A 25,902-nucleotide genomic window follows, 5' to 3' on the forward strand; every position below is an offset into this window, starting at 1 on the left:
AACAGCAGATGGTACTGGTGAGAAAGTTAAAGAAACTATTAATTATTTTAATTGCTTTATGGCTGTTAACAGTTGTGCTGTTTTCTTTTTTACCTGTGCCTTTTTCTGCTGTTATGGTTCAAAGACAAATTTCTGCTTGGAGTGAGTTTGATTTCTCTTATGTATCACATTCCACTTGGGTAAGTGAAAAAGAGATAGCTTCTGTGATGTATTTAGCTGTTATTGCTTCTGAAGATCAAAATTTTCCCAAACATTGGGGCTTCGATTTTGATGCTATTGAGAAAGTTTTTAAAAAAAATCATAACAACGGGAAAACATTACGTGGTGCATCGACTATTTCTCAGCAAACGGTCAAAAATCTCTTTTTATGGGATGGTCGTAGCTGGATAAGAAAAGGGCTTGAGGCAGGAATGACGCCTATTGTCGAGCTTATTTGGTCAAAAAAACGTATTTTAACGGTGTATCTGAATATTGTTGAGTTTGGTGATGGGATCTTCGGTGTAGAGCAGGCTTCTCAACACTATTTTGGAAAGCCGGCGAAACAACTTACAAGCCATGAAGCTGCATTATTAGCCGCAGTATTACCTAATCCGCATATTTATCACGTAAATAAACCTTCTGCTTATACCCTAAAACGGCAACAGTGGATCTTAAATCAGATGCGGCTAATGGGTGGAACACCCTTTTTAAAGAAAAATAATTTGTAATAATTTTATAAGGTTTGAAATATTTTTCTATTAGGCTCAGCAATCTTCTCCGATAGCTTTGTTATCGCTGAGGGATCGTTAGATTGGCGAGACTGAATGCGAAATTGTGACGGTGTCATGCCGTATTTACGTTTAAAGGCATCACAAAAATAGGCATTACTGCCAAAACCACAGCGATGGCTTATTTGAAAAACAGAGTAATTGGAAAATGTGAGGTAATTTAAAGCAATCCCCATTCTGACATCCAGCAATAGCTGGCAGAATGAGACGCCTTCTTTACTTAAATGCCGACGTAACGTTGATGGTGTGGTGAACAGCGTTTTAGCGACATCTTCCAAATGCCATTTTCTTTGAGGATCTTGCGTAATTAAATGTGTAATTGCCTGGTTTTTCGGCTCATCATAGTTAAACCGGAAGATATTTAAAATATCGATACCTTCTTGATACACCGCCATCAAAATAAAAAATAAACATTGCTGCATAAACATGGTTTCTTGAGATGGAGAGCTATGTGGTAGCGGTAAGCACTGTTTTAAAATTCCAAAATTACTTTTTATCACTTCAGGAGTTGATAAATGGTAAGCAGGAAGGTGGCTTGTGAGTGGCGAGCTAGATTTAATTAAAGGTTTTAGTAAAGAGAAAACAGACTGAAGCTCTGTTTCACATAATACAAGAGTGTGTAGTTCAATAGATTTATGCGTAAATTGGCTGACTATATCGCAAGAAACTTGACTGTATTTCGGAATAATAAGCGTTAAATGGGTTGATACATCAATAGTTTGCCCATTGATGCAAATAGTACCTTTTGCGCCACTAACCATCGCTATCATCGGGTTTTCGATGTAAAACGTTTTTAAAGACATCTGGTTAGAGGACAGGATATGTTTGTATTCCATGATCTCCTATATACCGTAGGCAAGTTAAGCATTAATCGTGCTTAAATGAACAATACTCAAAATTAGCTCATTGGTTGTATAAACTGATAAGCCACGTCTAGAATAATAAATAGAGAGATTATTCTAATTTAAATTAGTGTTGTCATGCAAAGCAGAATGAGAGTGAAGCAGAATATAATCTTGTTGATAAAACATGACAATATAGATATTTGCTCATTTTTTACATTTATTTTAAACAGTGTTATTTTTTCTAAATAAATTGTTATTTATTCAAAACGCATTTTTCGTAATAAGGTGTAGAATCGCGCGTCACAGACGAAGGAGATTATCCTGCTGTTAGGATATCACTGTTTGTTTTTTATTCACACCCTATCCAACATTCATTAGCTTATTTTCTATTTGATTTTGAATGACTCAATCTTATGGATAGCGCTGTATGTATTCACGTATTTTCCTGATTTATTGATAATTTTGCCGAGTTGGCAGGAGTGAGTATGTCTGACTTTTCAGGGAAGGGTTGGCTTGCTGAAATCGTTTTACGTTATGAAGTGAAACGCGAAATAACACGTCTTACAGAAAAGCGCCATATCGGTCCATTAATGGTTCAGCGTCCTTTTTATCCTGAGCAAGGTATTGCACACACCTATTTGCTTCATCCCCCTGGCGGCGTGGTGGGTGGCGATAAGCTATTGATCAATATTGATGTGCAGCCTCAAGCGCACGCGTTGCTCACAACACCCGGGGCCACTAAGTTTTACCGTAGTGCGGGCGGTGTTGCTCGGCAAATTCAAACCTTAAAAGTAGCCGATAATGGCTTTTTAGAGTGGTTACCTCAAGAAAATATCTTTTTTCCTGAAGCCCAAGTTCGCCTAGAAACGCATATTCATGTTGCCTCTACGAGCAAGTTTATTGGCTGGGAAATTCAATGTTTTGGTCGCCCCGTTTTAAATGAATGGTTTGAAAATGGCAATGTAAAAGGGCGGTTAAATTTCTATATCGATGAAAAGCTGACATTAACTGAGTCGCTTTTTGTCGATGGTTTACAAAAAAGATCGGCTGCCATGCGTGAATTTCCGATGTTGGGGTCACTTTATATTTATCCCGCAACGGATGAATTAAAAAGCCTTATTCAACAAAGTATCGAGGTTTTCTCCGCTTCTTATGATCATGTTATTGAATATGGTTTAACGGATGTAGACGGTATTTTAGTTTTACGGTTATTAGGCTCTCAAACAGAGCCGATGATGGCGTGTTTTGCTCAAGTTTGGCAAACCGTCAGACAACACTGGTTAGGGTATTGTCCTGAGCCGCCTCGTATATGGGCGACATAATCGTTAATTTTAGGAGCAGAAATGGAATTAACACCAAGAGAAAAAGATAAATTACTGCTTTTTACAGCGGGTCTTGTTGCTGAAAGACGTTTAGCGAAAGGGCTTAAGCTTAATTATCCTGAAGCGGTTGCACTTATCAGTTGCGCCATTATGGAAGGGGCGAGAGAAGGTAAAACGGTTGCCCAATTGATGAGTGAAGGGCGCACTGTTTTGACTGCAGAACAAGTCATGGAAGGTGTGCCCGAAATGATAAAAGATATTCAAGTGGAATGTACATTCCCTGATGGTACAAAACTTGTTTCTATTCATGATCCTATTGTGTAGGTAACAACATGATACCCGGTGAAATTAGAGTTAACCAAGCATTAGGCGATATCGAACTTAATGCAGGTCGAGAGACAAAAACAATACAGGTTGCTAATCATGGCGATAGACCCGTGCAAGTCGGCTCTCATTATCATTTTTATGAAGTGAATGACGCACTGAAATTTGAACGAGAAGCCACTTTGGGTTTTCGTTTAAATATTCCTGCGGGCATGGCGGTTCGTTTTGAACCGGGTCAAAGCCGTACAGTCGAATTGGTGGCTTTTGCTGGAAAACGTGAAATTTATGGTTTTCATGGCAAAGTGATGGGTAAATTGGAGAGTGAGAAAAAATGAAAACTATCTCACGTCAAGCTTATGCAGATATGTTTGGCCCAACAACTGGCGATCGTCTGCGATTAGCCGATACTGAGCTTTTTCTTGAAATTGAAAAAGACTTCACCACTTATGGCGAAGAGGTCAAGTTTGGTGGTGGTAAAGTTATTCGTGATGGTATGGGACAGAGCCAAGTCGTCAATGCTGAATGTGTCGATGTGCTTATCACAAATGCCATTATTTTAGATCATTGGGGTATCGTAAAAGCGGATATCGGTATTAAAGATGGCCGTATTGTGGGTATCGGTAAAGCGGGTAATCCTGATGTACAGCCTAATGTGGATATTGTTGTAGGACCCGCCACAGAAGTGGTTGCGGGTGAAGGTAAAATTGTTACCGCAGGTGGTGTTGATACGCATATTCACTTTATCTGCCCTCAACAAGCACAAGAAGGTTTGGTTTCTGGTGTCACCACGTTTATTGGTGGTGGTACAGGGCCAGTTGCAGGAACAAATGCAACCACAGTAACCCCCGGTATTTGGAATATGCACCGCATGTTAGAAGCGGTTGATGAACTCCCAATTAACATTGGTTTATTCGGTAAAGGCTGTGTGAGCCAACCTGAAGCCGTTCGTGAGCAAATTGAAGCGGGTGCTATTGGTCTAAAAATTCATGAAGATTGGGGCGCAACACCAATGGCAATTCATAACTGCCTTAATGTTGCCGATGAAATGGATGTGCAAGTTGCTATTCACTCTGACACGTTAAATGAAGGTGGTTTCTACGAAGAAACCGTGAAAGCGATAGCTGGTCGTGTGATCCATGTTTTCCATACAGAAGGCGCGGGGGGTGGACACGCACCTGATGTCATTAAATCAGTCGGTGAGCCCAATATTCTCCCAGCTTCTACTAATCCAACAATGCCTTATACCATTAACACGGTAGATGAGCATCTTGATATGCTGATGGTTTGTCATCACCTTGATCCTTCTATTCCTGAAGATGTGGCTTTTGCTGAATCTCGTATCCGTCGTGAAACCATCGCAGCAGAAGATATCTTACATGATATGGGGGCTATTTCAGTTATGTCATCAGACTCGCAGGCAATGGGGCGCGTCGGTGAAGTTATTCTGCGTACTTGGCAATGTGCGCACAAAATGAAATTACAACGCGGTACATTAGAAGGTGATACTGCTGAAAGTGATAACCATCGCATTAAACGCTATGTGGCGAAATACACGATCAATCCTGCTTTAGCACATGGTATTGCACATGAAGTCGGTTCTATTGAAAAAGGGAAATTGGCTGATCTGGTTTTATGGGATCCGGCTTTCTTTGGTGTGAAACCGGCATTGATCATGAAAGGTGGCATGGTGGCTTATGCGCCAATGGGTGATATTAATGCGGCGATCCCAACACCTCAACCTGTGCATTATCGTCCAATGTATGCGTGTTTAGGTAAAGCGAAATATCAAACGTCGATGATCTTTATGTCGCAAGCGGGGATTGACGCAGGCGTACCTGAAAAGCTGGGCTTAAAGAGCTTAATTGGTCGTGTTAAAGGGTGTCGTAATATTACTAAAGCGTCGATGATCCACAATAGTTATGTGCCTCATATCGAGCTTGACCCTCAAACCTATATTGTGAAAGCGGATGGTGTGCCATTAGTGTGTGAACCTGCAACGCAATTACCCATGGCACAACGCTATTTTCTCTTTTGAACCGCGTTTTACCGAGAATGTAGAGAATGAAAAGATTTACTCAACTTATTGATAAACAAAAAGCGTTTGAAACAGCAACGTCAGAAGAACAGGCTCTTACTCTGTGCTTAACAATGGATGAAAGAACCAAAAGCCGTTTAAAAGTGACATTAAGTGATGGACAAGAAGCGGGGCTATTTTTGCCTCGTGGTACGGTGCTAAAAGAGGGCGATATCTTACTATCAGAAGATAATACGTTGGTAACCATTGAAGCGGCAAAAGAGCAAGTTTCAACCGTATATAGTGACGATCCCCTGTTATTGGCTCGTGTTTGTTACCACTTAGGTAATCGTCATGTTCCATTACAAATCGAAGCAGGTTGGTGCCGTTATTTTCATGATCATGTTCTAGATGATATGGCGAGAGGTTTAGGTGCCAATGTGGTGGTGGGTTTAGAGAAATACCAGCCTGAGCCGGGCGCTTATGGTGGATCGTCTGGTGGTCATCATCATCATCACTCTCATGACGATCATCATCATCACTAATTATTTGAATAAGGGAGTCTATTGATGCTTGCAGATCTGCGCTTATATCAATTAGTCAGTCCTTCTTTACCTGTGGGATCGTTTACTTATTCTCAAGGGTTAGAGTGGGCGATTGAAAAGGGGTGGGTTTGTTGTCCTCAAACATTAGCGGATTGGCTAAGTACCCAAATGACCGGTACTTTAGCAACGTTAGAGCTCCCTATCTTACGGCGATTACAAGAAAATTTGGCACAAGCGAAAATGAGTGACGTAAAATATTGGTGTGATTTTATTGTCGCAAGTCGTGAAACCAAAGAATTAAGACAAGAAGAGCGCCAACGAGGTATCGCTTTTGCTCGTTTACTTCCTCAACTCGATATTGAGTTAGATGCAACTTTACAAGCGTGTGTAAAACAGACACAACTCATGGCGTTTGCGTTAGCCGCTGTGAAATGGAATATCTCCTCTGAAAAGTTATGTTGTGCTTACGCTTGGGGTTGGCTTGAAAATACCGTGATGTCAGGCGTAAAACTGATCCCATTAGGGCAAAGTGCGGGGCAGAAAATATTGTTTACATTAGCAGAGCAGATCCCTGCCATTGTTGAGCAATCCGCACATTGGCCAACGGAAGATATTGGGAGTTTTACACCCGCGCAAATTATTGCCAGTAGTCGCCATGAAACACAATACACTCGACTTTTTCGTTCATGAGAAATCTATATGCAAGAATATAATCAACCACTACGTATTGGTATTGGTGGTCCTGTTGGATCAGGAAAAACAGCACTGTTAGAAGTTCTTTGTAAAGCAATGCGCGACACTTATGAAATCGCCGTTGTGACTAACGATATTTATACCCAAGAAGATGCCAAGATCTTAACGCGTGCTGAAGCATTAGATGCGGATCGTATTATTGGTGTCGAAACGGGAGGTTGTCCTCATACTGCTATTCGTGAAGATGCATCAATGAATCTTGCGGCAGTTGAAGAATTAGCTATGCGCCACAAAAATCTTGATATCGTTTTTGTGGAAAGCGGTGGTGATAACTTAAGTGCGACATTTAGCCCTGAGCTTGCTGATTTAACCATTTACGTGATTGATGTGGCCGAAGGGGAAAAAATTCCACGTAAAGGTGGCCCCGGTATTACACATTCAGATCTATTAGTGATTAATAAAATCGACCTAGCACCTTATGTTGGTGCCTCATTAGAAGTTATGGAAGCAGACACAGCAAGAATGCGTCCGGTGAAGCCCTATGTTTTCACAAATCTAAAAGAAAAAGTGGGCTTGGAAACAATTATCGATTTTATCATTGATAAAGGGATGTTAAGACGCTAACAGCTTGTTGAGTAAAGGCGAGTGTTAGTCGAGAAAAAACTGACAGTATCGGTCATTTTCTTATAAAGACCGATACTGTCAGGGTAATATAAAAACGAGATTAGTGATGGGATCAGTTAAGGTAAGTAAATGCAGTGGTTACTTTTACTACCCCTTTGGTTTCACTGGCAATTTTTGCAACAGCCGCCCCTTCTTGGCGGGTTAAAATGCCAAATAAGAACACTTCACCATTTTCAGTAATCACTTTTACAGAAGAGGATTTTACTGAATCACTGCCTAAAATTTGAGAGCGAACTTTGGTTGTTAACCATGTATCTGAAGAGGCAGTACCTAATGTCACAGGCTCACCTTGGCGAACTTCGTTGTAGACGTTATTCACCCCTTCAACTGTACTTGCGACCTGTTTTGCCGTATTCGCAACAGACATATCAGGGCTTTGGCCTGTTAACAGAATATTGCCTTGATAAGCGGTAGCCACAATACGTGAATTGCTTTTCTTGATCTGTTCGTTTTTATTTAGAGCACCAGAAACTCGTGCTTCCAAGGTACCATCGTCAACTTGTTGCCCTAATGAGCGAGGATCGGTTGCAGTTTTACCCGCAACTGCGGCAGTGCCGACAACCGCTGCGCCGATACAACCTTGCAGTAAAAGTGCAGAACACAGCACTGCGGTGATAGGAAGCAATTTCATAGTAACTCCTTAGTCATCCTGATGTGGGAATAATGTATTATCAATTAAATCACAGAGACAATTGACTGTTAGCATCTGAACTTCCTGTATTCTGACGGTACGTTGAGATGGAATACGAATTTCAACGTCTTGAGGGCCTAATAATCCGGCAAGCTCTCCGCCATCATAACCTGTTAATGCAACAATGGTCATATCTCGTGTAACAGCGGCTTCAACGGCTTTAATAATACTTCTGCTGTTACCGTGAGTTGAGATAGCAAGTAGCACATCTCCAGCTTGTCCTAATGCACGCACTTGTTTTGCATAGATTTCATCGTGCTGCTGATTCCCCATAATCGCAGTCATCACAACGCTATCTGTGTTTAACGATAAAGCAGGCAAGCTTGGGCGCTCTGTTTCAAAACGATGGATCATGCTTGCGGCAAATCGCTGTGCTGTTGCTGCTGAGCTACCGTTTCCACAGCTTAATATTTTATGGCCGTTTAACAAAGATTGAACCATCATCATGGCGGCTCTGGAAATGGCATCTGGTAATGCTTCTGCTGCTGCAATTTGAGTTTGAATACTCTCTGTAAAGCAGACTTTGATTCTATCAAGCACGTTAAGACCTATATAATCTAATTTAACGAATAAATTCCGTATAATCGAGAATGTTTTTTAGCCATATTAGCTGGCGTTGATTAAATGCACAAATATCAAAACGACAGTCTGAAGTTTCAATACTTTCTTGGCGTTGTGCTAACCAACATTTTGCTGTACGCCATAAGCGACGCCGTTTTGAGGTCGTAATAGAGCTTATTGCATCACCAAATAAGATGTTACGTCTAAAACGAACCTCAACAAATACCCATGTCCTCTTTTCCTGCATAATAAGATCAATTTCTCCACAGGGATATCGGACATTACGCTCAATCAATATTAATCCTTGTTGGCGTAAATATTTTAGCGCTTTTTGTTCGTAGTATAGCCCTAAAAAATAAGGGCTTTTAGAAAAAATCATCCATGATTTCCTTCTTCATCTTGCTCATAAAATAAACCGCCTTTATGGCGGTTTATTTTAATGATAACGAAATACGTGTACTACTGTGTAACAGGTTCAATTTTACCTTGTTTAAATTGCATCCAAGGAAGTTGTCTATAAACAGTACAGTTGTTTTCAACACGTAATGAACCTGAAATACCATTAAAACGTAATGTGCCTTTTGTCAGATCATTGTAATTGTTTGCTAATGACCATGCATCAATTCCCATAGCATAAAGACGCATTAATGAGTAATCGTTCGCAAATTTGCTTGATGCTTTTTGCATTAACGGCAAATTAGCGCCAGTCATCAATGGAATATCACTAAATTGAATACCCTCCATCTCCATACGGAAATCAGGGCCTGTTCCACCTTGGTTACTACGCGAACTAACATAAATTGGTGGACGCTTTTGGGTACTGATTGCCATATCAATCATTGGTTTAATTAAGGTTAATTCATCGCTAGTCGCAATGATGTAAACCGAATCAATGGCACCACCTGCTGAGGGAATAGATTGCGTCTCTAACGGTAAAGGTGCATTAGCGGTTGGTAGAACAGGCGTACCTGTCATACGAATACCCACACCACGGTTAATAGAAGCTTTTAAGCTTTCAACAGAACTAAATGTTTGTTGTAGAACAGTACCGCCACCCGTGCGTTGCCATTCATCAGCAAAGGTTTGTGCCATTCTTTGGCCAAATTTATTATCAGGAACAATAATTAATGGGTTTGATTTTTGTTGCTGACGTAAATGTTGTGCCGCATTACGGGTTTCATCTTCTGGTGAAAGAGAGAAGAAACAAACAGTTGTCGCTGAAGGAACACTATCTAATTCATTTAATGCTAATACAGGTAAGCCACTTTGAAGCTCTATCGTCTTCATGACTTCAGGTTTTAGCAGTGGTCCGACAATTAAGTTGGCACCGTCTTGCTGTACTTTTTTCAGTAAAACGTCGATAGATTGGCTATTGGTATCGTAAACAATCACTTGGCGAGAGTTTTGTGCAATAGGATCAAGTTGAACGGTCATATTACCTGAAAAAGCCTCCGTTTCTTTTTCTTCTTTTACTTGATTTGTTTCACTATTATCAGTGGTATCTTTAGCTGTATTTGGATCTGTTGTTGGCGTTTCAGTATTGCTGATACCTAACTCTTCTAAAATTGATGCAAGGCTGTCATCTTTTTTAGGCTCTTGTGGCGCTGTAGGCATCGCTTGAGGTTGAGGTAAACCACTTTGTGCATCAAGGAAGCCTTGACGAATAGCTTCACCAAAGACTTTCGCTTGCCCTGTTAACGGTAATAATAACGCGATTTGGCTACTCGTGCTTACTGAGGGTTGTGAAAGACGTAATAATGACGCAGGAAGTGTTAATGCTGCTGGGTTACGAGGATAGCGAGTTTGCCATTCTCTGACCGCTGTTGATAACTTATCAGCATCATCTTTGTTGTATTCATAGGTATTCAGTAAATCTAACCAACCTTGCAGCGTATTTTCATCTGCTTTGATAACAGCACTACGGCGTTGCTCTGGTGTGAGTTTGGTTAGTGTGAGCCAGGTATCATCAATATTTTTCTGATGCAGTTGAGGATCAGTAATTAATGTTTCTAACCCAATATAGGCTCTAATAACATCTAAAGATGCTAGCCCTTGAGCGTCATCAATCACTTTTTGAAATTGTTTCATCTCCATTTCTGCTTTTGCAGCGGGAGTGAGAGGTTGTTCTTGTTGCCCCGTCAGGGTACAACCTGACATAATCAGCGCAGAGAGTATCGCAGTATAGGATAAACCTGTTTTAAAACGCACAAAAATTGAGGAAAGCATACTGTACCCAGTGATGTTTTATAATTATGCTCAATTTTAAATCGGTCATTCGGAATAAACAATGAATCAACCTAATCGAGCAGCGGTAACGACATCCACACTGTACATAGTACCCACACCTATTGGTAATCTGGGCGATATCACCCAGCGGGCACTTGATGTGCTGTCTCATGTCGATTTAATTGCTGCAGAAGATACCCGTCATACTGGGCTTCTATTACAGCACTTTGCCATTAACGCACGTTTGTATGCGTTACATGATCATAATGAACAGCAAAAAGCGGATCAATTAATCAGCAAATTACAACAGGGGCTAAGTATCGCATTAGTCTCTGATGCAGGTACACCATTAATTAACGATCCTGGCTATCATTTAGTCAATCAATGTCGTAAGAATGGTATCAATGTCGTACCATTACCCGGTGCTTGTGCCGCTATTACGGCACTGTCTGCGGCAGGGCTCCCTTCTGATCGTTTTTGTTATGAAGGCTTTTTGCCAGCAAAAACAAAAAGTCGTCAGGATTGTTTACGCGCATTATCCGAAGAGCCTCGTACATTGATTTTTTATGAATCAACACATCGGCTGTTAGATAGTTTAGCTGATATGGTGACAGTTTGGGGTGAAGATCGCTACGTAGTATTAGCGAGAGAGCTCACAAAAACGTGGGAAACTATTCAAGGCATGCCAGTGGGTGAATTACTGAAATGGGTTCTTGAAGATGAAAATCGTCGTAAAGGTGAAATGGTATTAATTGTTGAGGGTTATGAAAAACCCGTTGATGATGATTTTTCTCCAGAAGTATTACGGACACTCGCGATTTTACAAAAAGAGTTACCACTGAAAAAAGCGGCTGCTGTCACTGCGGAGATTTATGGCGTGAAGAAAAATGCACTCTATAAACATGTCATTGAGCAAAATGGTGAAGCTTCAGGCGAGTAAAGTGATTTTTTAGCTTCTTTTGCTATACATTTTCTACCAAAATCCCTATAATCCGCACCCTGAGTTGACTAGACAACCGCTGCTTTATCGTTGTCCCTTCGGGGAGACGGATAGAGGGGAGGAAAGTCCGGGCTCCACAGGGCAGGGTGCCAGATAACGTCTGGGAGGCGCGAGCCTACGACAAGTGCAGCAGAGAGTAAACCGCCGATGGCCTGTTTACAGGATCAGGTAAGGGTGAAAGGGTGCGGTAAGAGCGCACCGCGCAACTGGTAACAGTTTGTGGCATGGTAAACTCCACCCGGAGCAAGACCAAATAGGGGTTCTTATGGTGCGGCCCGCATTGAACCCGGGTAGGTTGCTGGAGCCAGCGCGCAAGTTCTGGCCTAGATGAATGGTTGTCCACGACAGAACCCGGCTTAACGGTCAACTCACCTCATAAAAACCCTCGATTCACATTGTGTTTCGAGGGTTTTCTGTTTTTAAACCCATCTAAATCAACTGTCACGAAATAATATCAATAAACAAGCCACGAAACTCAGCCGAGCTTTTTAACGTGATACTGTGACTATCTTGGATAAAAGCCCCATCACCACACTGAATTTGCCCATTTTCGTGTGTTGACGTTTGTAAACAGGAGCCGCCTTTTATAGATTGTAAAAAGCCTTTCTGTCCCTTTATTGGCAGTGTAATTTCATCGCCTGCTTGTAAATGAATATGATAAAGCCAAATTGTTTGCCTTAACATCAACGAGCCATCATCACCAGTAGGTGAAGCTAACAATTGATATTTTAAGTTTTCATCTAAAGCCAATTTTTGTGAAGCTACACTTTCTTGTTGTGGACACGCATTTAGCCACAACTGGATACGGGTTAACGGCGTATCAGGGCTGCTATTTTTCTCAATATATGTTTCAGTATTATGCGGTGAAATAAGTAAGCACTCATTTTCTTTTGCCGTCACTGTACGTCCCATATTATCAAGGTATGTCGCTTCTCCTTGAAGGATCAAGTTAACGACATCAACATGAGGATAAGTCTTTGCTTTAAATTCAGAATTTGGGGCAAGCACTTCTTGGTTGAGAACTCTTAGTGTGCCATAGTCTAAAAAATGAGGGTCAAAGTAGTGGCCAAAGGAAAATGTGTAGCGAGCTTGTAGCCAACCATAATCCGCTTTACCACATTGTTGTGCTGTTCTGTATTTTATCATAGCGGTATTTTTCGAGTAGATTATCAATATATTTATCATAGAGGTATGGACTGTCTATTGTTAGCAAGTTAATCTGGTGCCTATAATCAAATTATTTGATAGAGATAAGTATAATGAGTAAAGACAAAGCCATTACGTTGGAATCTTTACGAGTGATGGATGCCATTGATCGTAGAGGGAGTTTTGCAGCAGCTGCTGATGAACTAAATCGAGTTCCATCGGCACTCAGTTATACCATGCAAAAATTAGAAGAAGATTTAGATGTTGTCCTTTTTGACCGTTCTGGCCATAGAACTAAATTTACCAATGTTGGCAGAATGTTGCTTGATAGAGGACGCATCTTACTTGAGGCTGCTGACAAATTAACGTCAGATGCAGAAGCCTTAGCAAGAGGCTGGGAGCCTCATATTACCATTGTTTGTGAAGCGCTCACTCCTGCATCTAGACTCTTTCCTTTGGTTGATAAATTAGCTGAAAAATCCAATACCCAACTCTCTTTAGTGACAGAAGTCTTAGCAGGTGCTTGGGAAAGTTTAGAAAGTGGTAAGTGTGATATTGTGATTTCACCTGATATGCATTTTCGCACTTCATCAGAAATCAACTTTCGTCCTTTATACAATACCACTAGCGTTTATGTCGCCAGCCCAGATCACCCCATCCATAATGAACCTGAGCCATTATCAGAAGAAACTCGCTTAAAATATCGAGGTATTGCCATTGCAGATACAGCAAGAGAGCGCCCAGTTTTAACTGTACTGCTATTAGATAAACAGCGTCGTTTAACGGTCAGTTCTATTGAAGATAAACGTCGTGCTTTAATTGCCGGTTTAGGTGTGGCGACGATGCCAATTGATTTAATTGAAGATGATATTAAAGAAGGGCGTTTGCGTGTTGTTGGCCCTGAATATCACCATGAAAATAATATTATTATGGCATGGCGAAGAGATAGTATGGGTGAAGCCAAATCATGGTGTTTACGTGAAATACCTAAACTCTTTGCAAATGATAAAAAATAGTTTTGAAGCTCAGATAATCTTTAGATTTTATGCTTAAAACAAAAAAAGATCCCCAAGGGGATCTTTTTTGTTTCTAAATTCGTTATTACCAATTTTTATTGAAAATACGATCTAAGCTCCATTTACCTGGACCAGTGATAACCAGTAATAAATATCCGCCTGCGATTGTCATATTTTTCATAAACATTAATTGGTTCATGCCTTCAGCAAAATTACTGTGGAACAGTAGTGCGGTTAGAAGAGTAAATACCGCGGTAAAGATTGCTGTTGTGCGAGTTAAGAAACCAAATAAGATTGCTAATCCACCGCCTAATTCTAATAAAATAGTCAGTGGCAATAAGAAACCTGGAACACCCATTGCTTGCATATATTGCTGTGTTCCTTCGTAGCCACTAATTTTTCCGTAGCCTGCACTAATAAATAAAATAGGCATTAAAATACGGGCAATTAATAATGCAATGTCTTCAAATTTTTTCATGGTCTTTATTCCTAATTCAACTCTATTATTCGCAATGTATATCGATTTGTATTGTATTTTCGTCGGTTATTTTTCTGTTTTTAGATTTAATAACCACGGCTACGTTGTGAGATATATAATAACGTGAGTTGATTAAAGAGGATATTAAGAAGAATTAACATTCTTAGACAAAAAAATTGATGTTCAATCTGAGGTTTTTTTGAAGGACTTTTGGATGGTACGAATTAAGCCAATTGCACCGATGGCACGTTGCCCTAATCGTATGATTTTTCTAGGGTGTTTGATGCTGTAAAGAGAAATAAAACTAGCACCCACTAAAAATGCGGGTTTTAAAGAAACTAAAATTCGCCACGCTTTATCATAAGGCTCTGTCACATCAAGCCAAGTTTGCGTGCTTTGCCCTAAGTCTGCACGCTGTTGCTGAATTTTATTCAACAACAGCTTTTTACGTCTTGCGAGGATCGTCTGCTTATTTTGTTTGTTCATCATGATACTGCTCCAAAAGACGTTTATCTAATTCCAATTGCTGGCGAGTATCGCCTAGTAAGGTGGAATTTCGCGCTTTTCTTAATGTCATGATGGCACCAATCAGTGCACAAAAAAGTAAAGTAGCGGTTGTGATGGCTAAAGCATAGACTCGATATTCAGGTGGAATTACCCAAAAAATCAGAATAAGTAGGCTCATTAAGCCAAAAGCGGTGAGCAACAAGGTAACACCCGCCATAAGAATAAGCTGGATAAGCGTGGTTTTTTCTTCTTCCAGTTCAACGGCAATCAAGTTTAGGCGTGTTTCAACCATGCCTATGACAATAGCACCAATTTTACTGAGAGAATTCAGAACCCCGGATGCGGGGCCCTGTGGTCTTTGCGTATCACTCATTATTAATTAGCGTTTTGCTAGAAGAACACCAAGAACAACACCAACAGCCGCACCAATACCGACACCTGTCCATGGGTTTTCACGAACATAGTTATCTGCTTTTCCGGCGATTTCTTTGGTGTTATCGACAATTTCTCTTCCTGCATCACTGAGTTTTGCACGAGAACCTTTTATTGCCGATTCTGCTTTTGCACGCAGGCTTTGGATTTCTTCTTTGGATTTATCTGCAGAGGAGTTCAGCACTTCTTCTAGAGTATCAGCAAGAGATTTCAATTCACTACGCAGATCTTCATTTGAACGTTGATGAGACATAATTAACTCCTTTAATAGAGATAGATGTGATACTTATAACAATAGACTAATTTTACCGCTTAATGAAATTAAATAACGACTTAATATTAAAAAAAAGAGATAAATCTTAATCGGTGTTCATGGTTACAAGCATGAGATGGTATTAAGGCGAGTATATAACGAAATAAAATAAAGGCCTGCTCAAATATATGAAACAGGCCTTTGTCATTTTTTTCTTATTGCTTTTTATGGCAGTCGGAAAATCTTTATATTATTTGATAGATTTTACGCTTTCGCTTTTTTCTTTTTAATGACAACCCAGATACTACCAATTAATCCCATGACTAATAGGCAAACAGGTAATAGCATAAGGATATTCATTAAATGGTGTTCATACTGACGAAACAGTGGGCTATTACCTAACATATAACCCAATGTGGTCAGTATACCGACCCATAAAAGTCCGCTTAACCAGTTGAAAATTTGAAAGCGCGTGTTGTTTAATCCAGCAAGGCCAGCAATCGTTGGTAGCAATGTTCTAACGAACGCTAAAAAACGACCAATAAGTAATGCGGCTAAGCCATGGCGATGAAAAAGCCCATGCGCGCGCTGATGGTAATGTTCTGGCAGATGCGATAGCCAACTGCGTACTAATTTTGTATTTCCAAGCCATCGCCCTTGAAGATAGCCCAACCAACAACCTAAGCTCGCGCCTGCGGTCAAAATAAGTAAGGTCAATGGAAAATCCATTGTATCTTTAGCAATTAACACGCCCACTAAAATTAATAAGCTATCTCCTGGTAAGAAAGCTGCGGGCAATACTCCGTTTTCTAGGAATAGTATGGTGAATAATAAAATGTAGATAATCCATATTAATGAAGGATTAGCTAAGGTTTCGTAATCTTGATGCCATAGCGCCAAGAATAGCTCTCTTACGATTTCCATATAAAAGGCTTCCTAAAACTGAGTCATTTGGGGGTAAATATAAAATCAATAAGTGTTGTAATCTACTTACCCGTTTTCTACTTCATAGGGTCTATTTTTCATTGTTTAAAACAGCAACACTCTAACAAAATCAGGAAAAACTAGACAGAAAATTTTTCAACTCGATGACGACACTACTTACACATGGATATTGGATCTTGAAAAATAGACATCTAATCTCTTTTTGAGTTCAGAATAGGGCATTTTTAAAAAGAAAATCTTAAGAAGATCGATAATATCAGGAGGTGTTCTCTATTTTATCGAGATCATAAAAGATAAATTTTTAATATTAATTGAGAAAAATAAAACGTTATCTTGTTTATATTGTTCGTCTTTTTTTGTTTATTATTTATTCTATTTAAAGATGTTCATAGTGGATAATTGTTAGTGATAATGTTAATAAAAAAGACTATCAATTGATTAGGAAAATCCCAAAGAGAAGAAATAAAATAAAAAGTAAGTAAGATGACTAGGTATAACTTACTGATAATAATAATTTCTTTCATTTCATGTTGGTATATTAAAAAGAACAAAATCCTATTATGATCACAGTTATGTTATTTTATTGTTAACAAAAACGGTTAATACTGTATATTTTGCATAATCAGCTTTTCAGCGCGATTCAATTCCTTATACTGGCATTGCAAACACTCAAAAATGCCTTTTTTAAATATTATTTTAAGTAATGGAATAGCTATGGATAAACAACAATCCAGAGTCTTCAGCCTGTTCTTTAAGGGAAGCCTCGTCAAACAAATACTCGTTGGTTTAATTGCAGGGATCTTACTTGCTTGGTTAGCGCCAGAAGCTGCCAAGATGATGAGTCTACTAGGTACCCTGTTTATTAGTGCACTGAAAGCCGTAGCGCCTATCTTAGTATGGGTACTGGTTATGGCTTCGATAGCTAATCATCGCCAAGGGCAAAAATCGAATATCCGCCCTGTATTAATTTTATATCTGTTAGCAACGTTCTTTGCTGCGTTAACCGCAGTTGTTGCCAGCTTTATGTTCCCATCAGTTTTAACGCTGGTTGTTAACGAATCACAATTGTCACCCCCTGAGAATATTGCTGAAGTTCTTAAAGGCGTATTAATTAATGTGGTCGCAAACCCTGTTGATGCGCTTATCAATGGTAACTATATGGGTATCCTAGCGTGGTCTATCGGGCTTGGCTTAGCATTACGCCATGCACGTGATACCACTAAAGTTTTAACGCAAGATTTAGCGGATGCAGTAACAAACGTAGTACGTGTTGTTATTCGTTTAGCGCCTATCGGTATTTTTGGTTTAGTGTCATCAACTATCGCAACAACTGGCTTTGAAGTTCTCGCAGGCTACTTACAAGTTCTTGTGGTACTACTTGGCTGTATGCTGTTTGTTGCTTTAGTTGTGAACCCAATGATTGTATTTTGGAAAATTCGCAGCAATCCATACCCATTAGTATGGGCATGTCTGCGTGAAAGTGGTGTAACAGCCTTCTTTACACGTAGCTCAGCAGCAAATATTCCTGTGAATATGGCAATGTGCCGTCGTATGAATTTAAACGAAGATACTTATTCTGTTTCAATTCCATTAGGTGCGACCATCAATATGGGTGGTGCAGCAATTACTATCACGATTTTGACATTAGCGGCAGTAAATACATTAGGTATGCCTGTTGATGTGCCAACCGCATTGTTATTAAGCCTTGTTGCCGCAATTTGTGCGTGTGGTGCATCGGGTGTTGCAGGTGGTTCTTTACTGTTAATTCCACTGGCTTGTAGTATGTTTGGTATTAGCAATGATATTGCTATGCAAGTGGTTGCAGTGGGTGTGATGATTGGTGTGTTACAAGATTCAGCAGAAACAGCACTTAACTCATCAACGGATGTTCTCTTTACTGCAACAGTCTGTATTGCTGAAGATAATCGTATTTCAGATAATCCATTAACTGAAAAAAATAATGGGTAAAAAGGGTAAGTAGTAAGACAGGAAGAGCTGTAAAAATAATAATCAATAATAAAAAATAGAACCCCACATTTTGTGGGGTTTCTTTTTGTCTTGTTAACCTTAGTTGATTAAATTTCGAGGGCGAGTTCTGTGCCTTGCCTAATGGCGCGTTTTGCATCTAATGCACTGGCATCTTTTGCTCCACCAATAAGATGAACTGTTTTATTTTCTTTTTCTAAAGGCGCAAAGAGAGGGTGATAAGCGCGTTGCCCTGTACACAATATAATATTATCAGCCATAAGAAGTTGTTGTTTTCCTTCTTGTTCAATCACAAGACCTTCGGGGGTGATTTTTTGATAATGACAATCAGTTAAGAATTTAACGCCTTTTTTTTCTAATGTTAGTCTGTGTATCCAACCTGTTGTTTTTCCCAAACTTAAGCCTATTTTTCCGGCTTTACGCTGTGTCATCACAATGTGTTTAGTATCATCTTTAAGGTGATTAACGGGCTTGATACCACCACGAGATGAAAGCGTTGGGTCAATACCCCATTCTTTGTTAAAAGCACAAGGGCTTAGGCTACTGCATTGCCCTTTTTGAGTAAGATAGAGGCCAGTATCAAAGCCAATACCTCCGCTGCCAATGATCACTACATTTTTACCCACAGGTTGATGGTATTTTAAAACATCAAGGTAATTTTTAACTATCTCATTATCTTGCCCTTCAATGTCAGGGCTGTGAGGAGTAACACCACTGGCTAAAATCACTTCATCAAAGTTTTCAAGATGACGAGGAGTGGCTTCGGTATTATTTTTAACAATCACACCAGTGAGTTGTAATTGTCGTTTGAAGTAACGTAATGTCTCTTTAAATTCTTCTTTCCCCGGAATTTGACTGGCGATATTCAGTTGACCACCAATCACATCTTCTTTTTCAAACAGTGTGACATGATGGCCTCGTTTGGCGGCGGTTACCGCAAAAGATAATCCCGCAGGGCCCGCACCAACAACAGCCAGCTTTTTAGGTTGTTGAGTTGGAATAACCAGAAGTTCGGTTTCTCGACACGCAAAAGGATTAACTAAGCAAGAGGCGGTTTGGCCTGAAAATATTTCATCAAGGCATGCCTGATTACAAGCAATGCAAGTATTGATTTCATCTTCGCGCTCCTGTTGCGCTTTAAGCACAAAATCAGGATCAGCAAGAAAAGGGCGAGCCATTGAAACCATATCAGCACAGCCTTCAGCTAAAATAGCTTCTGCGGTTTGTGGTGTATTAATTCGGTTTGATGTAATCAGTGGGATATTCACCTTTCCCATTAATTCGCGCGTTACATTCGCAAATTGGCCTCTTGGTACCATGGTGGCTATCGTGGGAACTCGTGCTTCATGCCAGCCGATCCCTGTATTGATCATTGTCACACCCGCTTTTTCAACGGCTTTGGCAAGATAAAGTACCTCTGATGCATCTGAACCCTCTTTAATTAAATCCAACATAGAAAGACGGTAAATAATAATAAACTGCTTACCGACGGCTTTTTTTATGCCTTCAAGAATGCGTAACGCGAAACGACAACGATTTTCAATATTTCCACCCCATTGATCGTTTCGCTGATTGGTATGACTGACTAAAAACTGATTAATTAAATAGCCTTCGGATCCCATTATCTCAACACCATCATAGCCCGCCTTTTGAGCTAATTGTGCACAGTGAATGTAGTCATCGATAGTTTGTTCGATTTGTTCATGACTCATTTCTGTTGGCATAAAAGGGGTGATTGGCGATTGAATAGCAGAAGGGGCAACTAAGTTAGGCTGGTAACTATAACGACCTGTGTGCAAGATCTGTAAAGCAATTTTACCTCCTTGCTGATGTACTGCATTAGTAACAAGTTGATGAGTCACCAGTTGGCTTTCAGATATCAATGTTGCCGCGTGTGGTAATAACACACCTTGTTTATTGGGGGAGATCCCGCCAGTCACTATTAATGCAACACCTGCCGCGGCTCTTTGGGCATAAAACTGTGCAAGTTTTGGGGCGTCATTCGGATTTTCTTCAAGTCCAGTATGCATAGAGCCCATAAGAATACGGTTTTTAAGTACGGTAAACCCTAAATCAAGAGGCGAAAATAGATGAGAATAATGTGCCATCAGATACCCTTTTTATACTGGTCAGATGAGATATCTATTAGCATAACGAGAAGTGAGTGATTAAGAGTTTATTATGTTAATAAGTTGTGATCTTAATCATAGAAAAGGTGAGTAGAGGACTATAAATCAATAATAATCTAAGTAATTAGTTAATGAGAACAAATAGTGATAATAAAAATTACAATCATTCATAATATTTCATCATATAATGTAGTGTACCTATTAATATGTATTAAAAACACACATCACTATTTTGAATTTGGAGACGTTATGATTAATAAATTTAATCAACTTGTTGACTGTTCTGACTTAGGTAAATTGGTATTACGTGTTTCTCTTGGCGTTTTAATGTTATTACATGGGCTTCATAAAATGGAACCCGGTGGATTAGCCGGTATTCAGGGCATGTTAGCTAATGTTAATCTACCCGCCTTTATTGCCTACGGTACAGTGATTGGGGAAGTGGTTGCTCCTATCCTGCTGATTATCGGTCTATTTACTCGTGCCTCAGCACTCATTTTAGCAGGGACAATGTTTGTTGCCGTCTTGATGGTTCACTCAGGTGATCTATTTGCATTAAATCCCAAAACAGGGGGATGGGCGCCAGAAAGTGCAGGCTTTTATCTATTTGCCGCGATTGCTGTGATGTTTTTAGGCAGTGGTCGTTTTGCTGTTAAAAAAGATTAATAAATTTAATAATCAATAAATTTGAATTTTATTGTTGTAACTTGATTAAAATAGATGAATAAACGCCCAGTTTTATCTTGCGAACTGGGCGTTTTATTTTAGGCAACTTTATGGTTTATCGTTTTCAACCTAAGTTGTTTTTATTTTTGAGTTGCTGGCGTTAACTTAAAGACCTTTTCATTCTCACCTAACCACTGGCGAGCGACTTGGTTTATAGTGTTAACACTTAATGTTTTTATAATGGCGGGATCAGTCAGTAAACGTTGATACTGTTGGTCATCAGTTGCAACTTGTGCAAGGGCATCTGTCCAATAGCTTGCACTATCATTTACCTGTGAATTTTCAGTTAACCAGATATTTTTAGCCTCTTGTAACTCTTTATCTGTAATGCCAGATTGCTTAACTTCATTCACGACTTTACGAGCAAGAGTAATTAATTCATCTGCACGCTCAGGTGATGCCGTAAAGTTTAAACGACCGGTATAGTAGCTTGTAGGCACTTTCGTTAACATTTCAGAGAAACCCAGTGAATAAATACCACCTGCTCTTTCACGTAGATTGAGTCTTAAACGTTGGCTGATTACCGTATCGAGTAAATTTAGCGCCAATACTTGTTGCTGTGACCATTGAGCCGGTGCTGCATATTGAATGCTAATCATGCTCTTATCACTACTTGCAATAGGATATGTTTTGCTAAACGAGGTAAGTTTAGGATTAATCGCGGGATCTGCCCAAAATAAGCGTTGCTCTGAACGCGTTGGCAGACTCGCAATCCAACGTTCAACAAGAGGTTTAACTTGATTGAGATTAACTGGACCACTGATAACTAATGTCATATCAGCTGGTTGCCCTAAAATCATTTGGTTGGTTTTTTGTAATTGTTGGGCAGTAAACTGTTTCCAAATACCTTGAGGAGAAACCACTAAACGATCGCCATTTTGATAGCTTTCTTTATTGATATTATCTAAGAAAGTACGTTCAACAGGTGTTTTTGAAATACCTAATGCCATGGCTTGCTTTTGTTGCTCTAACTTCTCGCCATTAAACTGTGGAGAAGTCACTTTTAGGTGCATTAAAGTTAGCAAGGTTTCCAATTCATCAATCGGCGCTTCGCCACGAAAACCATGGAATAACAGCTCGCTATAAGGGCGCAAACTAATCTGGTGTTGTTTGGTAAATAATGCCAATTCACGTGCATTATAATGACCATATCCACTGACTTCAGGTAGTTTTAATGCCCATTGCACCATGCCTAAGCTTTGATTTGTTTCAAGTGAAGAACCGCCCGGAATACGCAGTGAAACTTGAATATTATCTTTGAGATAACTGTCATTTTTCACAATTACTTTTACGTTATTGCTCAGTGTCCACTCTTGTGTTTTTTCAATCGGCAGTGATTGTGTTGAAACAACTGAACCAGTGAGTTCAGGTTTAATATCTAATACAACGGCTTGCGTTTTTAGGGTAAATGCGCCTGGATTTGATTGTCTAATTTCTTGCCAGCGTTGTGCAGCTTTAGTTGCATTAAACAAATTAGCATCATTATCAGGGCCAATGACAGCAACGCGTGGCGATGATTGTTTTAGATATTGGGCGAAATAAGCTGACAATGTTTCAGGGGTCACTTTATTGATTAATTGATAGCTTAAATTGAGTGCCTGTTTTTTCGTTTGAATTGGCATATCCAATTCAATGGCTGTCGTGATTTGATTGGCTAAATAATCGTGTTCGTAACGCTCTTCACCCGCAGCTTGTTGACTTAGACGTTTTAACATCGCGTTGCGAGCATTATCTAACTCTTCTTGAGTGACAGGAACAGAGGCTAAGCGTTGAACTTCTGTAAATAAGATATCTAATGCGCCTTGGTAATCATTACCTTTAGGATGCGCAATCATCAGTTGTTGTGAACGACGAGAGTCTAACATTGCACCTTGTGCATTAGCGCTAATAGAAGCCATTAAACCATTATCAACGATAGTGGAGAAACGTTGATTTAAAATTGATAGCCATAATGAATCCATTAAATCTTCATATTGACCTTGGCGACTATTTAAAGGTGCTGGCAAAGTCCGTTGCAAGGTAAATTGCAAAATACGAGAGCCTTGCTCTTTATCGAAAATCGTTTTAACGAGTAGATCTTTATGATCGATAAAATTGTGCCAAGATGGATTATCAATTCCTTTATTCTCGCTATTTTTAGCGTTAAACAGTTGCTTAATATCGGCAATAGCGTCGCCCTGATTAAAGTTACCGACCAGCACTAATGCCATTCTTTCTGGTTGATACCAAGTATCGTAATAGCGCTTTGCATCTTTCACATCGCCATGTTTAACAATGTCTAAATCGCCAATAGGATCACGATCTAGATAACGGCTACCGTAATAACGCAATTCTTCTAACTGGCGGTTAATTCGAAAACCGATACCCTGACGCAAACGCCATTCTTCAACAATGACGGGACGCTCTTTATCAAACTCAATAGGGTCAAATGTCATTTCAAATGCCCAATCAGATAAGATTTTTAGCCCCGTTTTAATTTGGATCGGGTTTGCATTCGGTAATGACAGTTTATAAGTCGTCGCATTTAAACTTGTTACGGCATTTACATGACTACCTAATTTCATGCCTAGGCCTTCAAGTTGTTTAAAGCCTGTTGTACCCGGAAAATGAGTTGTACCTTTAAATGCCATATGCTCAGTAAAGTGTGAAAAACCGAGCTGTTTTTCATCTTCTTGAACTGAGCCGCTTTTGACTAAAAGGCGCATTTCAACACCGCTTTGTGGGCGTTGCAGTAAGTAGACGTCTAAACCATTATCTAACGTGAAATGGCGAACATCAGGACGCAGTAGTAGCGTATTTTTATCATTTTGATTAGGGTTGCTTGCCGCACACCCTAAAAGCGAAAGACTGACTGAAACAATCAGTAATTTACGATACATATTCGGTAACTCCAGCAGGTTGAGAGGAGGACACGGTAGGGGCTTTGAGTGAAATCACATTATCTGCAATCACATGAGTAAAGTGCTGGTGGCTGACTAAGGCAATACCCGTGGTTGGCAGATGTTGTTTTAGCAATTTCAACATGTTTAATGCATTTTGTTCATCAAGTGCAGAGGTGGTTTCATCTAATAAAATAAGCTCTGGTTTATTGAGTAATAAACGGGCAAAAATAAGGCGCTGTTGCTCACCACCGGATAGACGTGTTGTCCAATCCGTTTCCAGTGAAAGTTGATTTTTTATTTTGTCTAAGCCTACCAAGTGAAGCACTTCTTCGTACTCATTAGCAGAGAATTGATTAGGCTGACAAGGATAAGCGAGCAGACTGTCTAAACGTGCAAAAGGTAGATACATGCGCTGTGGGATCCAGCATACATTTGGTGAACGCTGAATTTCCCCTTTGAAATAAGGCCAATGCCCACTTAATGCTCTAAGCAGTGTTGATTTACCTAAACCAGAACAACCTTCGATAACGGTTAACTCACCTGCTTTTACAGATAAATTAATATCTTGGATTAGCAGGCTGTCATCTTGCATAAATAGAGAAAGATTGGCTTTTAACTTAGTCTGTTTATCATTTAAATCAGTGACTTCTGGCTCATGATCGTGCTCTAAAAGCACCACGAAATTATAAAGACGGGTTACCGTTGCTTGCCATGCGGCAATCTCTTTATACGAGAAAATAAACCAACTTAATGCACCCGCAACACTAGAGAATGCTTGTCTCAACTGCATTAATCCCCCTAGCATTAACTCGCCAGCAAGGAATTTAGGTAAGGCAAAAATAATCGGTGCCATTGCAGTAGCTTGTTGATAACCCACCGTGAAGAATGCAAGGTTTCTTTCGTAGCGTATAAGATTATTCCAGTTATGAATAACCCCTAAAAAACGACCCATTAATTCGTTGCGATCACTGGTTTCACCACGTTGACCTGCAATCGCATCACCATGTTGTTTACGGGTGATCAGCGCAGTACGGTAATCCGCTTCTTTGCGCTGTTTATCCATATTAATTTTACGTAATGGTGAACCAATAAACTGCGTAATGGTGATCCCGATAATGGTATAGATAATACAAGCCCAGAACATATAGCCGGGGATAGTCCACTCACTACCACCTAATGTGAAAGAGATAGCGCCAGACAGTGACCAAAGAATAGTGGCAAAAGAGATAAGCGTGAGTAACGAGTGCAAAAATGTCACCGTTAAACGCATGGTGGATTCGATCAGTAAACGAATATCTTCGGCAATACGCTGATCTGGGTTATCAGGCTCTTGAGAAGTGAGTCTTAACATGTAGTGTTTACTGTTTTTTGATAACCAGCGGTCGAGGACTTGCTCTGTCATGCCTTCTCGCCAGCGAATGACCATTTTTTGGCGTAAGAAATCACCCATTACTACCACAGTAATTAATCCTGCAATAATGATGACAAATTGTTGAAGGAGCTTGTAGAGTGCTTGTCCATCAAGTTGTTGTAATGCGTTATAAAAACCGCCATTCCATTCATTCATTTTGACGTTAAACCAAACGGAGGACAGGGTTAAAGTCAAAGAGACAATTAATAGAAACCAGCAGTAAAGGGCGGCACGCCGCCCCCAAAAAGGTGAAACTAAATAGAAAAATTGTTTTATTGTTTTCATTGCTTATCGGTCATATTTTTATTGTGTATCGACT

The 25,902-nt window shown here is 39.8% G+C and carries 26 protein-coding genes and 1 other RNA gene; 13 read left to right on the forward strand and 14 right to left on the reverse strand.

Going from position 1 to position 25,902, the window contains the following annotated elements:
* Positions 1-8 precede the first annotated feature (8 nt).
* Positions 9-707 carry a monofunctional biosynthetic peptidoglycan transglycosylase gene (gene mtgA / locus B6258_RS03575; RefSeq protein ID WP_099074113.1) on the forward strand — a complete coding sequence of 233 codons (699 nt, stop codon included), beginning with the start codon at positions 9-11 and terminating at the stop codon, positions 705-707.
* Positions 708-712: 5 nt separating this feature from the next.
* Here the strand turns inward: mtgA and B6258_RS03580 are convergent, their stop codons facing one another.
* Complete coding sequence (locus B6258_RS03580; protein ID WP_099074114.1) at positions 713-1,603, reverse strand: AraC family transcriptional regulator; 891 nt, start codon at positions 1,601-1,603, stop codon at positions 713-715.
* Between the two features lie 494 nt (positions 1,604-2,097).
* Here B6258_RS03580 and B6258_RS03585 point away from each other — a divergent pair, with 494 nt between their 5' ends.
* From B6258_RS03585 to ureG, 7 genes are read left to right on the forward strand one after another with little or no spacing between them, the layout of a single operon-like run.
* Entirely contained in the window at positions 2,098-2,934 is an 837-nt protein-coding gene (locus B6258_RS03585; RefSeq protein WP_099074115.1) for an urease accessory protein UreD, read from the forward strand.
* A 21-nt stretch (positions 2,935-2,955) separates the two neighbouring features.
* The gene (locus tag B6258_RS03590; RefSeq protein WP_023582851.1) at positions 2,956-3,258 is read left to right on the forward strand and encodes an urease subunit gamma; all 303 of its coding nucleotides are present in this window, start codon (positions 2,956-2,958) and stop codon (positions 3,256-3,258) included.
* 8 nt (positions 3,259-3,266) lie between these two features.
* On the forward strand, positions 3,267-3,593 hold the full coding sequence (locus tag B6258_RS03595) for an urease subunit beta (protein ID WP_099074116.1): 327 nt from the start codon (positions 3,267-3,269) through the stop codon (positions 3,591-3,593).
* On the forward strand, positions 3,590-5,293 hold the full coding sequence (gene ureC, locus B6258_RS03600) for an urease subunit alpha (protein WP_099074117.1): 1,704 nt from the start codon (positions 3,590-3,592) through the stop codon (positions 5,291-5,293). The genes B6258_RS03595 and ureC overlap by 4 nt, the downstream gene beginning before the upstream one ends.
* Before the next feature lie 26 nt (positions 5,294-5,319).
* Positions 5,320-5,817 carry an urease accessory protein UreE gene (gene ureE / locus B6258_RS03605; protein WP_099074118.1) on the forward strand — a complete coding sequence of 166 codons (498 nt, stop codon included), beginning with the start codon at positions 5,320-5,322 and terminating at the stop codon, positions 5,815-5,817.
* A 24-nt stretch (positions 5,818-5,841) separates the two neighbouring features.
* A complete protein-coding gene (locus B6258_RS03610; protein ID WP_164996131.1) occupies positions 5,842-6,507 on the forward strand; it encodes an urease accessory protein UreF in 666 nt (221 codons plus the stop codon).
* Between the two features lie 9 nt (positions 6,508-6,516).
* Positions 6,517-7,134, forward strand: a complete 618-nt coding sequence (gene ureG, locus B6258_RS03615) for an urease accessory protein UreG (RefSeq protein WP_099074120.1) — start codon at positions 6,517-6,519, stop codon at positions 7,132-7,134.
* Positions 7,135-7,246: 112 nt separating this feature from the next.
* Here ureG and dolP read toward each other — a convergent pair whose 3' ends face one another.
* The 4 genes from dolP to B6258_RS03635 form a co-directional block, all read right to left on the reverse strand.
* The gene (gene dolP, locus B6258_RS03620) at positions 7,247-7,825 is read right to left on the reverse strand and encodes a division/outer membrane stress-associated lipid-binding lipoprotein (RefSeq protein ID WP_099074121.1); all 579 of its coding nucleotides are present in this window, start codon (positions 7,823-7,825) and stop codon (positions 7,247-7,249) included.
* A 9-nt stretch (positions 7,826-7,834) separates the two neighbouring features.
* Positions 7,835-8,425 carry a DnaA initiator-associating protein DiaA gene (gene diaA, locus B6258_RS03625; protein WP_004245257.1) on the reverse strand — a complete coding sequence of 197 codons (591 nt, stop codon included), beginning with the start codon at positions 8,423-8,425 and terminating at the stop codon, positions 7,835-7,837.
* A 22-nt stretch (positions 8,426-8,447) separates the two neighbouring features.
* A complete protein-coding gene (locus B6258_RS03630) occupies positions 8,448-8,825 on the reverse strand; it encodes a YraN family protein (protein WP_023582844.1) in 378 nt (125 codons plus the stop codon).
* Between the two features lie 80 nt (positions 8,826-8,905).
* Positions 8,906-10,672, reverse strand: a complete 1,767-nt coding sequence (locus tag B6258_RS03635) for a penicillin-binding protein activator (RefSeq protein WP_099074122.1) — start codon at positions 10,670-10,672, stop codon at positions 8,906-8,908.
* 61 nt (positions 10,673-10,733) lie between these two features.
* Here B6258_RS03635 and rsmI point away from each other — a divergent pair, with 61 nt between their 5' ends.
* Together rsmI and rnpB are read left to right on the forward strand one after the other, a co-directional pair.
* Positions 10,734-11,612 carry a 16S rRNA (cytidine(1402)-2'-O)-methyltransferase gene (gene rsmI / locus B6258_RS03640; RefSeq protein WP_099074123.1) on the forward strand — a complete coding sequence of 293 codons (879 nt, stop codon included), beginning with the start codon at positions 10,734-10,736 and terminating at the stop codon, positions 11,610-11,612.
* Positions 11,613-11,672: 60 nt separating this feature from the next.
* Positions 11,673-12,047: RNase P RNA component class A (gene rnpB / locus B6258_RS03645), an RNA gene on the forward strand.
* 66 nt (positions 12,048-12,113) lie between these two features.
* On the opposite strand, the gene B6258_RS03650 is transcribed toward rnpB, so the two are convergent.
* Positions 12,114-12,818: a pirin family protein gene (locus tag B6258_RS03650; protein ID WP_099074124.1), complete on the reverse strand. Its 705-nt coding sequence runs from the start codon at positions 12,816-12,818 to the stop codon at positions 12,114-12,116.
* A gap of 113 nt (positions 12,819-12,931) precedes the next feature.
* On the opposite strand from B6258_RS03650, the gene B6258_RS03655 reads away from it, so the two are divergent.
* Positions 12,932-13,834 (forward strand): LysR family transcriptional regulator, encoded by a 903-nt coding sequence (locus B6258_RS03655; protein WP_099074125.1) that lies wholly within the window; start codon positions 12,932-12,934, stop codon positions 13,832-13,834.
* 85 nt (positions 13,835-13,919) lie between these two features.
* Here the strand turns inward: B6258_RS03655 and B6258_RS03660 are convergent, their stop codons facing one another.
* The 5 genes from B6258_RS03660 to B6258_RS03680 form a co-directional block, all read right to left on the reverse strand.
* On the reverse strand, positions 13,920-14,312 hold the full coding sequence (locus tag B6258_RS03660) for a DoxX family protein (RefSeq protein WP_099074126.1): 393 nt from the start codon (positions 14,310-14,312) through the stop codon (positions 13,920-13,922).
* A 183-nt stretch (positions 14,313-14,495) separates the two neighbouring features.
* Positions 14,496-14,801: a YqjK-like family protein gene (locus tag B6258_RS03665; RefSeq protein ID WP_240531515.1), complete on the reverse strand. Its 306-nt coding sequence runs from the start codon at positions 14,799-14,801 to the stop codon at positions 14,496-14,498.
* Positions 14,782-15,192: a phage holin family protein gene (locus B6258_RS03670; RefSeq protein ID WP_099074127.1), complete on the reverse strand. Its 411-nt coding sequence runs from the start codon at positions 15,190-15,192 to the stop codon at positions 14,782-14,784. The genes B6258_RS03665 and B6258_RS03670 overlap by 20 nt, the downstream gene beginning before the upstream one ends.
* A gap of 6 nt (positions 15,193-15,198) precedes the next feature.
* The gene (locus B6258_RS03675; RefSeq protein ID WP_098941181.1) at positions 15,199-15,504 is read right to left on the reverse strand and encodes an ElaB/YgaM/YqjD family protein; all 306 of its coding nucleotides are present in this window, start codon (positions 15,502-15,504) and stop codon (positions 15,199-15,201) included.
* A 264-nt stretch (positions 15,505-15,768) separates the two neighbouring features.
* A complete protein-coding gene (locus tag B6258_RS03680; RefSeq protein ID WP_099074128.1) occupies positions 15,769-16,428 on the reverse strand; it encodes a DedA family protein in 660 nt (219 codons plus the stop codon).
* Between the two features lie 735 nt (positions 16,429-17,163).
* Between B6258_RS03680 and sstT the strand changes: the two genes are divergently transcribed.
* Complete coding sequence (gene sstT, locus B6258_RS03685; RefSeq protein ID WP_099074129.1) at positions 17,164-18,417, forward strand: serine/threonine transporter SstT; 1,254 nt, start codon at positions 17,164-17,166, stop codon at positions 18,415-18,417.
* A gap of 107 nt (positions 18,418-18,524) precedes the next feature.
* On the opposite strand, the gene B6258_RS03690 is transcribed toward sstT, so the two are convergent.
* On the reverse strand, positions 18,525-20,543 hold the full coding sequence (locus B6258_RS03690) for an NADPH-dependent 2,4-dienoyl-CoA reductase (RefSeq protein WP_099074130.1): 2,019 nt from the start codon (positions 20,541-20,543) through the stop codon (positions 18,525-18,527).
* Positions 20,544-20,813: 270 nt separating this feature from the next.
* Between B6258_RS03690 and B6258_RS03695 the strand changes: the two genes are divergently transcribed.
* Positions 20,814-21,230, forward strand: a complete 417-nt coding sequence (locus B6258_RS03695) for a DoxX family protein (RefSeq protein WP_099074131.1) — start codon at positions 20,814-20,816, stop codon at positions 21,228-21,230.
* Positions 21,231-21,370: 140 nt separating this feature from the next.
* Here the strand turns inward: B6258_RS03695 and B6258_RS03700 are convergent, their stop codons facing one another.
* Positions 21,371-24,169 carry a M16 family metallopeptidase gene (locus B6258_RS03700; RefSeq protein ID WP_099074132.1) on the reverse strand — a complete coding sequence of 933 codons (2,799 nt, stop codon included), beginning with the start codon at positions 24,167-24,169 and terminating at the stop codon, positions 21,371-21,373.
* Positions 24,159-25,868, reverse strand: coding sequence for an ABC transporter ATP-binding protein/permease (locus B6258_RS03705; RefSeq protein ID WP_099074133.1), 1,710 nt, complete (start codon positions 25,866-25,868; stop codon positions 24,159-24,161). Before B6258_RS03705 ends, B6258_RS03700 begins: the two co-directional genes overlap by 11 nt.
* Positions 25,869-25,902 lie beyond the last annotated feature (34 nt).

Origin of the sequence: Proteus alimentorum, from assembly GCF_002607735.1 — a bacterium.
GTDB lineage: Bacteria > Pseudomonadota > Gammaproteobacteria > Enterobacterales > Enterobacteriaceae > Proteus > Proteus alimentorum.

What these genes read in the sequence shown, in the direction of transcription:
- mtgA (WP_099074113.1), top strand. Translation starts at nt 9, where the DNA reads ATGGTACTGGTGAGAAAGTTAAAGAAACTATTAATTATTTTAATTGCT.
- B6258_RS03580 (WP_099074114.1), bottom strand. Translation starts at nt 1,603, where the DNA reads ATGGAATACAAACATATCCTGTCCTCTAACCAGATGTCTTTAAAAACG.
- B6258_RS03585 (WP_099074115.1), top strand. Translation starts at nt 2,098, where the DNA reads ATGTCTGACTTTTCAGGGAAGGGTTGGCTTGCTGAAATCGTTTTACGT.
- B6258_RS03590 (WP_023582851.1), top strand. Translation starts at nt 2,956, where the DNA reads ATGGAATTAACACCAAGAGAAAAAGATAAATTACTGCTTTTTACAGCG.
- B6258_RS03595 (WP_099074116.1), top strand. Translation starts at nt 3,267, where the DNA reads ATGATACCCGGTGAAATTAGAGTTAACCAAGCATTAGGCGATATCGAA.
- ureC (WP_099074117.1), top strand. Translation starts at nt 3,590, where the DNA reads ATGAAAACTATCTCACGTCAAGCTTATGCAGATATGTTTGGCCCAACA.
- ureE (WP_099074118.1), top strand. Translation starts at nt 5,320, where the DNA reads ATGAAAAGATTTACTCAACTTATTGATAAACAAAAAGCGTTTGAAACA.
- B6258_RS03610 (WP_164996131.1), top strand. Translation starts at nt 5,842, where the DNA reads ATGCTTGCAGATCTGCGCTTATATCAATTAGTCAGTCCTTCTTTACCT.
- ureG (WP_099074120.1), top strand. Translation starts at nt 6,517, where the DNA reads ATGCAAGAATATAATCAACCACTACGTATTGGTATTGGTGGTCCTGTT.
- dolP (WP_099074121.1), bottom strand. Translation starts at nt 7,825, where the DNA reads ATGAAATTGCTTCCTATCACCGCAGTGCTGTGTTCTGCACTTTTACTG.
- B6258_RS03630 (WP_023582844.1), bottom strand. Translation starts at nt 8,825, where the DNA reads ATGATTTTTTCTAAAAGCCCTTATTTTTTAGGGCTATACTACGAACAA.
- B6258_RS03635 (WP_099074122.1), bottom strand. Translation starts at nt 10,672, where the DNA reads ATGCTTTCCTCAATTTTTGTGCGTTTTAAAACAGGTTTATCCTATACT.
- rsmI (WP_099074123.1), top strand. Translation starts at nt 10,734, where the DNA reads ATGAATCAACCTAATCGAGCAGCGGTAACGACATCCACACTGTACATA.
- B6258_RS03650 (WP_099074124.1), bottom strand. Translation starts at nt 12,818, where the DNA reads ATGATAAAATACAGAACAGCACAACAATGTGGTAAAGCGGATTATGGT.
- B6258_RS03655 (WP_099074125.1), top strand. Translation starts at nt 12,932, where the DNA reads ATGAGTAAAGACAAAGCCATTACGTTGGAATCTTTACGAGTGATGGAT.
- B6258_RS03660 (WP_099074126.1), bottom strand. Translation starts at nt 14,312, where the DNA reads ATGAAAAAATTTGAAGACATTGCATTATTAATTGCCCGTATTTTAATG.
- B6258_RS03665 (WP_240531515.1), bottom strand. Translation starts at nt 14,801, where the DNA reads ATGATGAACAAACAAAATAAGCAGACGATCCTCGCAAGACGTAAAAAG.
- B6258_RS03670 (WP_099074127.1), bottom strand. Translation starts at nt 15,192, where the DNA reads ATGAGTGATACGCAAAGACCACAGGGCCCCGCATCCGGGGTTCTGAAT.
- B6258_RS03675 (WP_098941181.1), bottom strand. Translation starts at nt 15,504, where the DNA reads ATGTCTCATCAACGTTCAAATGAAGATCTGCGTAGTGAATTGAAATCT.
- B6258_RS03680 (WP_099074128.1), bottom strand. Translation starts at nt 16,428, where the DNA reads ATGGAAATCGTAAGAGAGCTATTCTTGGCGCTATGGCATCAAGATTAC.
- sstT (WP_099074129.1), top strand. Translation starts at nt 17,164, where the DNA reads ATGGATAAACAACAATCCAGAGTCTTCAGCCTGTTCTTTAAGGGAAGC.
- B6258_RS03690 (WP_099074130.1), bottom strand. Translation starts at nt 20,543, where the DNA reads ATGGCACATTATTCTCATCTATTTTCGCCTCTTGATTTAGGGTTTACC.
- B6258_RS03695 (WP_099074131.1), top strand. Translation starts at nt 20,814, where the DNA reads ATGATTAATAAATTTAATCAACTTGTTGACTGTTCTGACTTAGGTAAA.
- B6258_RS03700 (WP_099074132.1), bottom strand. Translation starts at nt 24,169, where the DNA reads ATGTATCGTAAATTACTGATTGTTTCAGTCAGTCTTTCGCTTTTAGGG.
- B6258_RS03705 (WP_099074133.1), bottom strand. Translation starts at nt 25,868, where the DNA reads ATGAAAACAATAAAACAATTTTTCTATTTAGTTTCACCTTTTTGGGGG.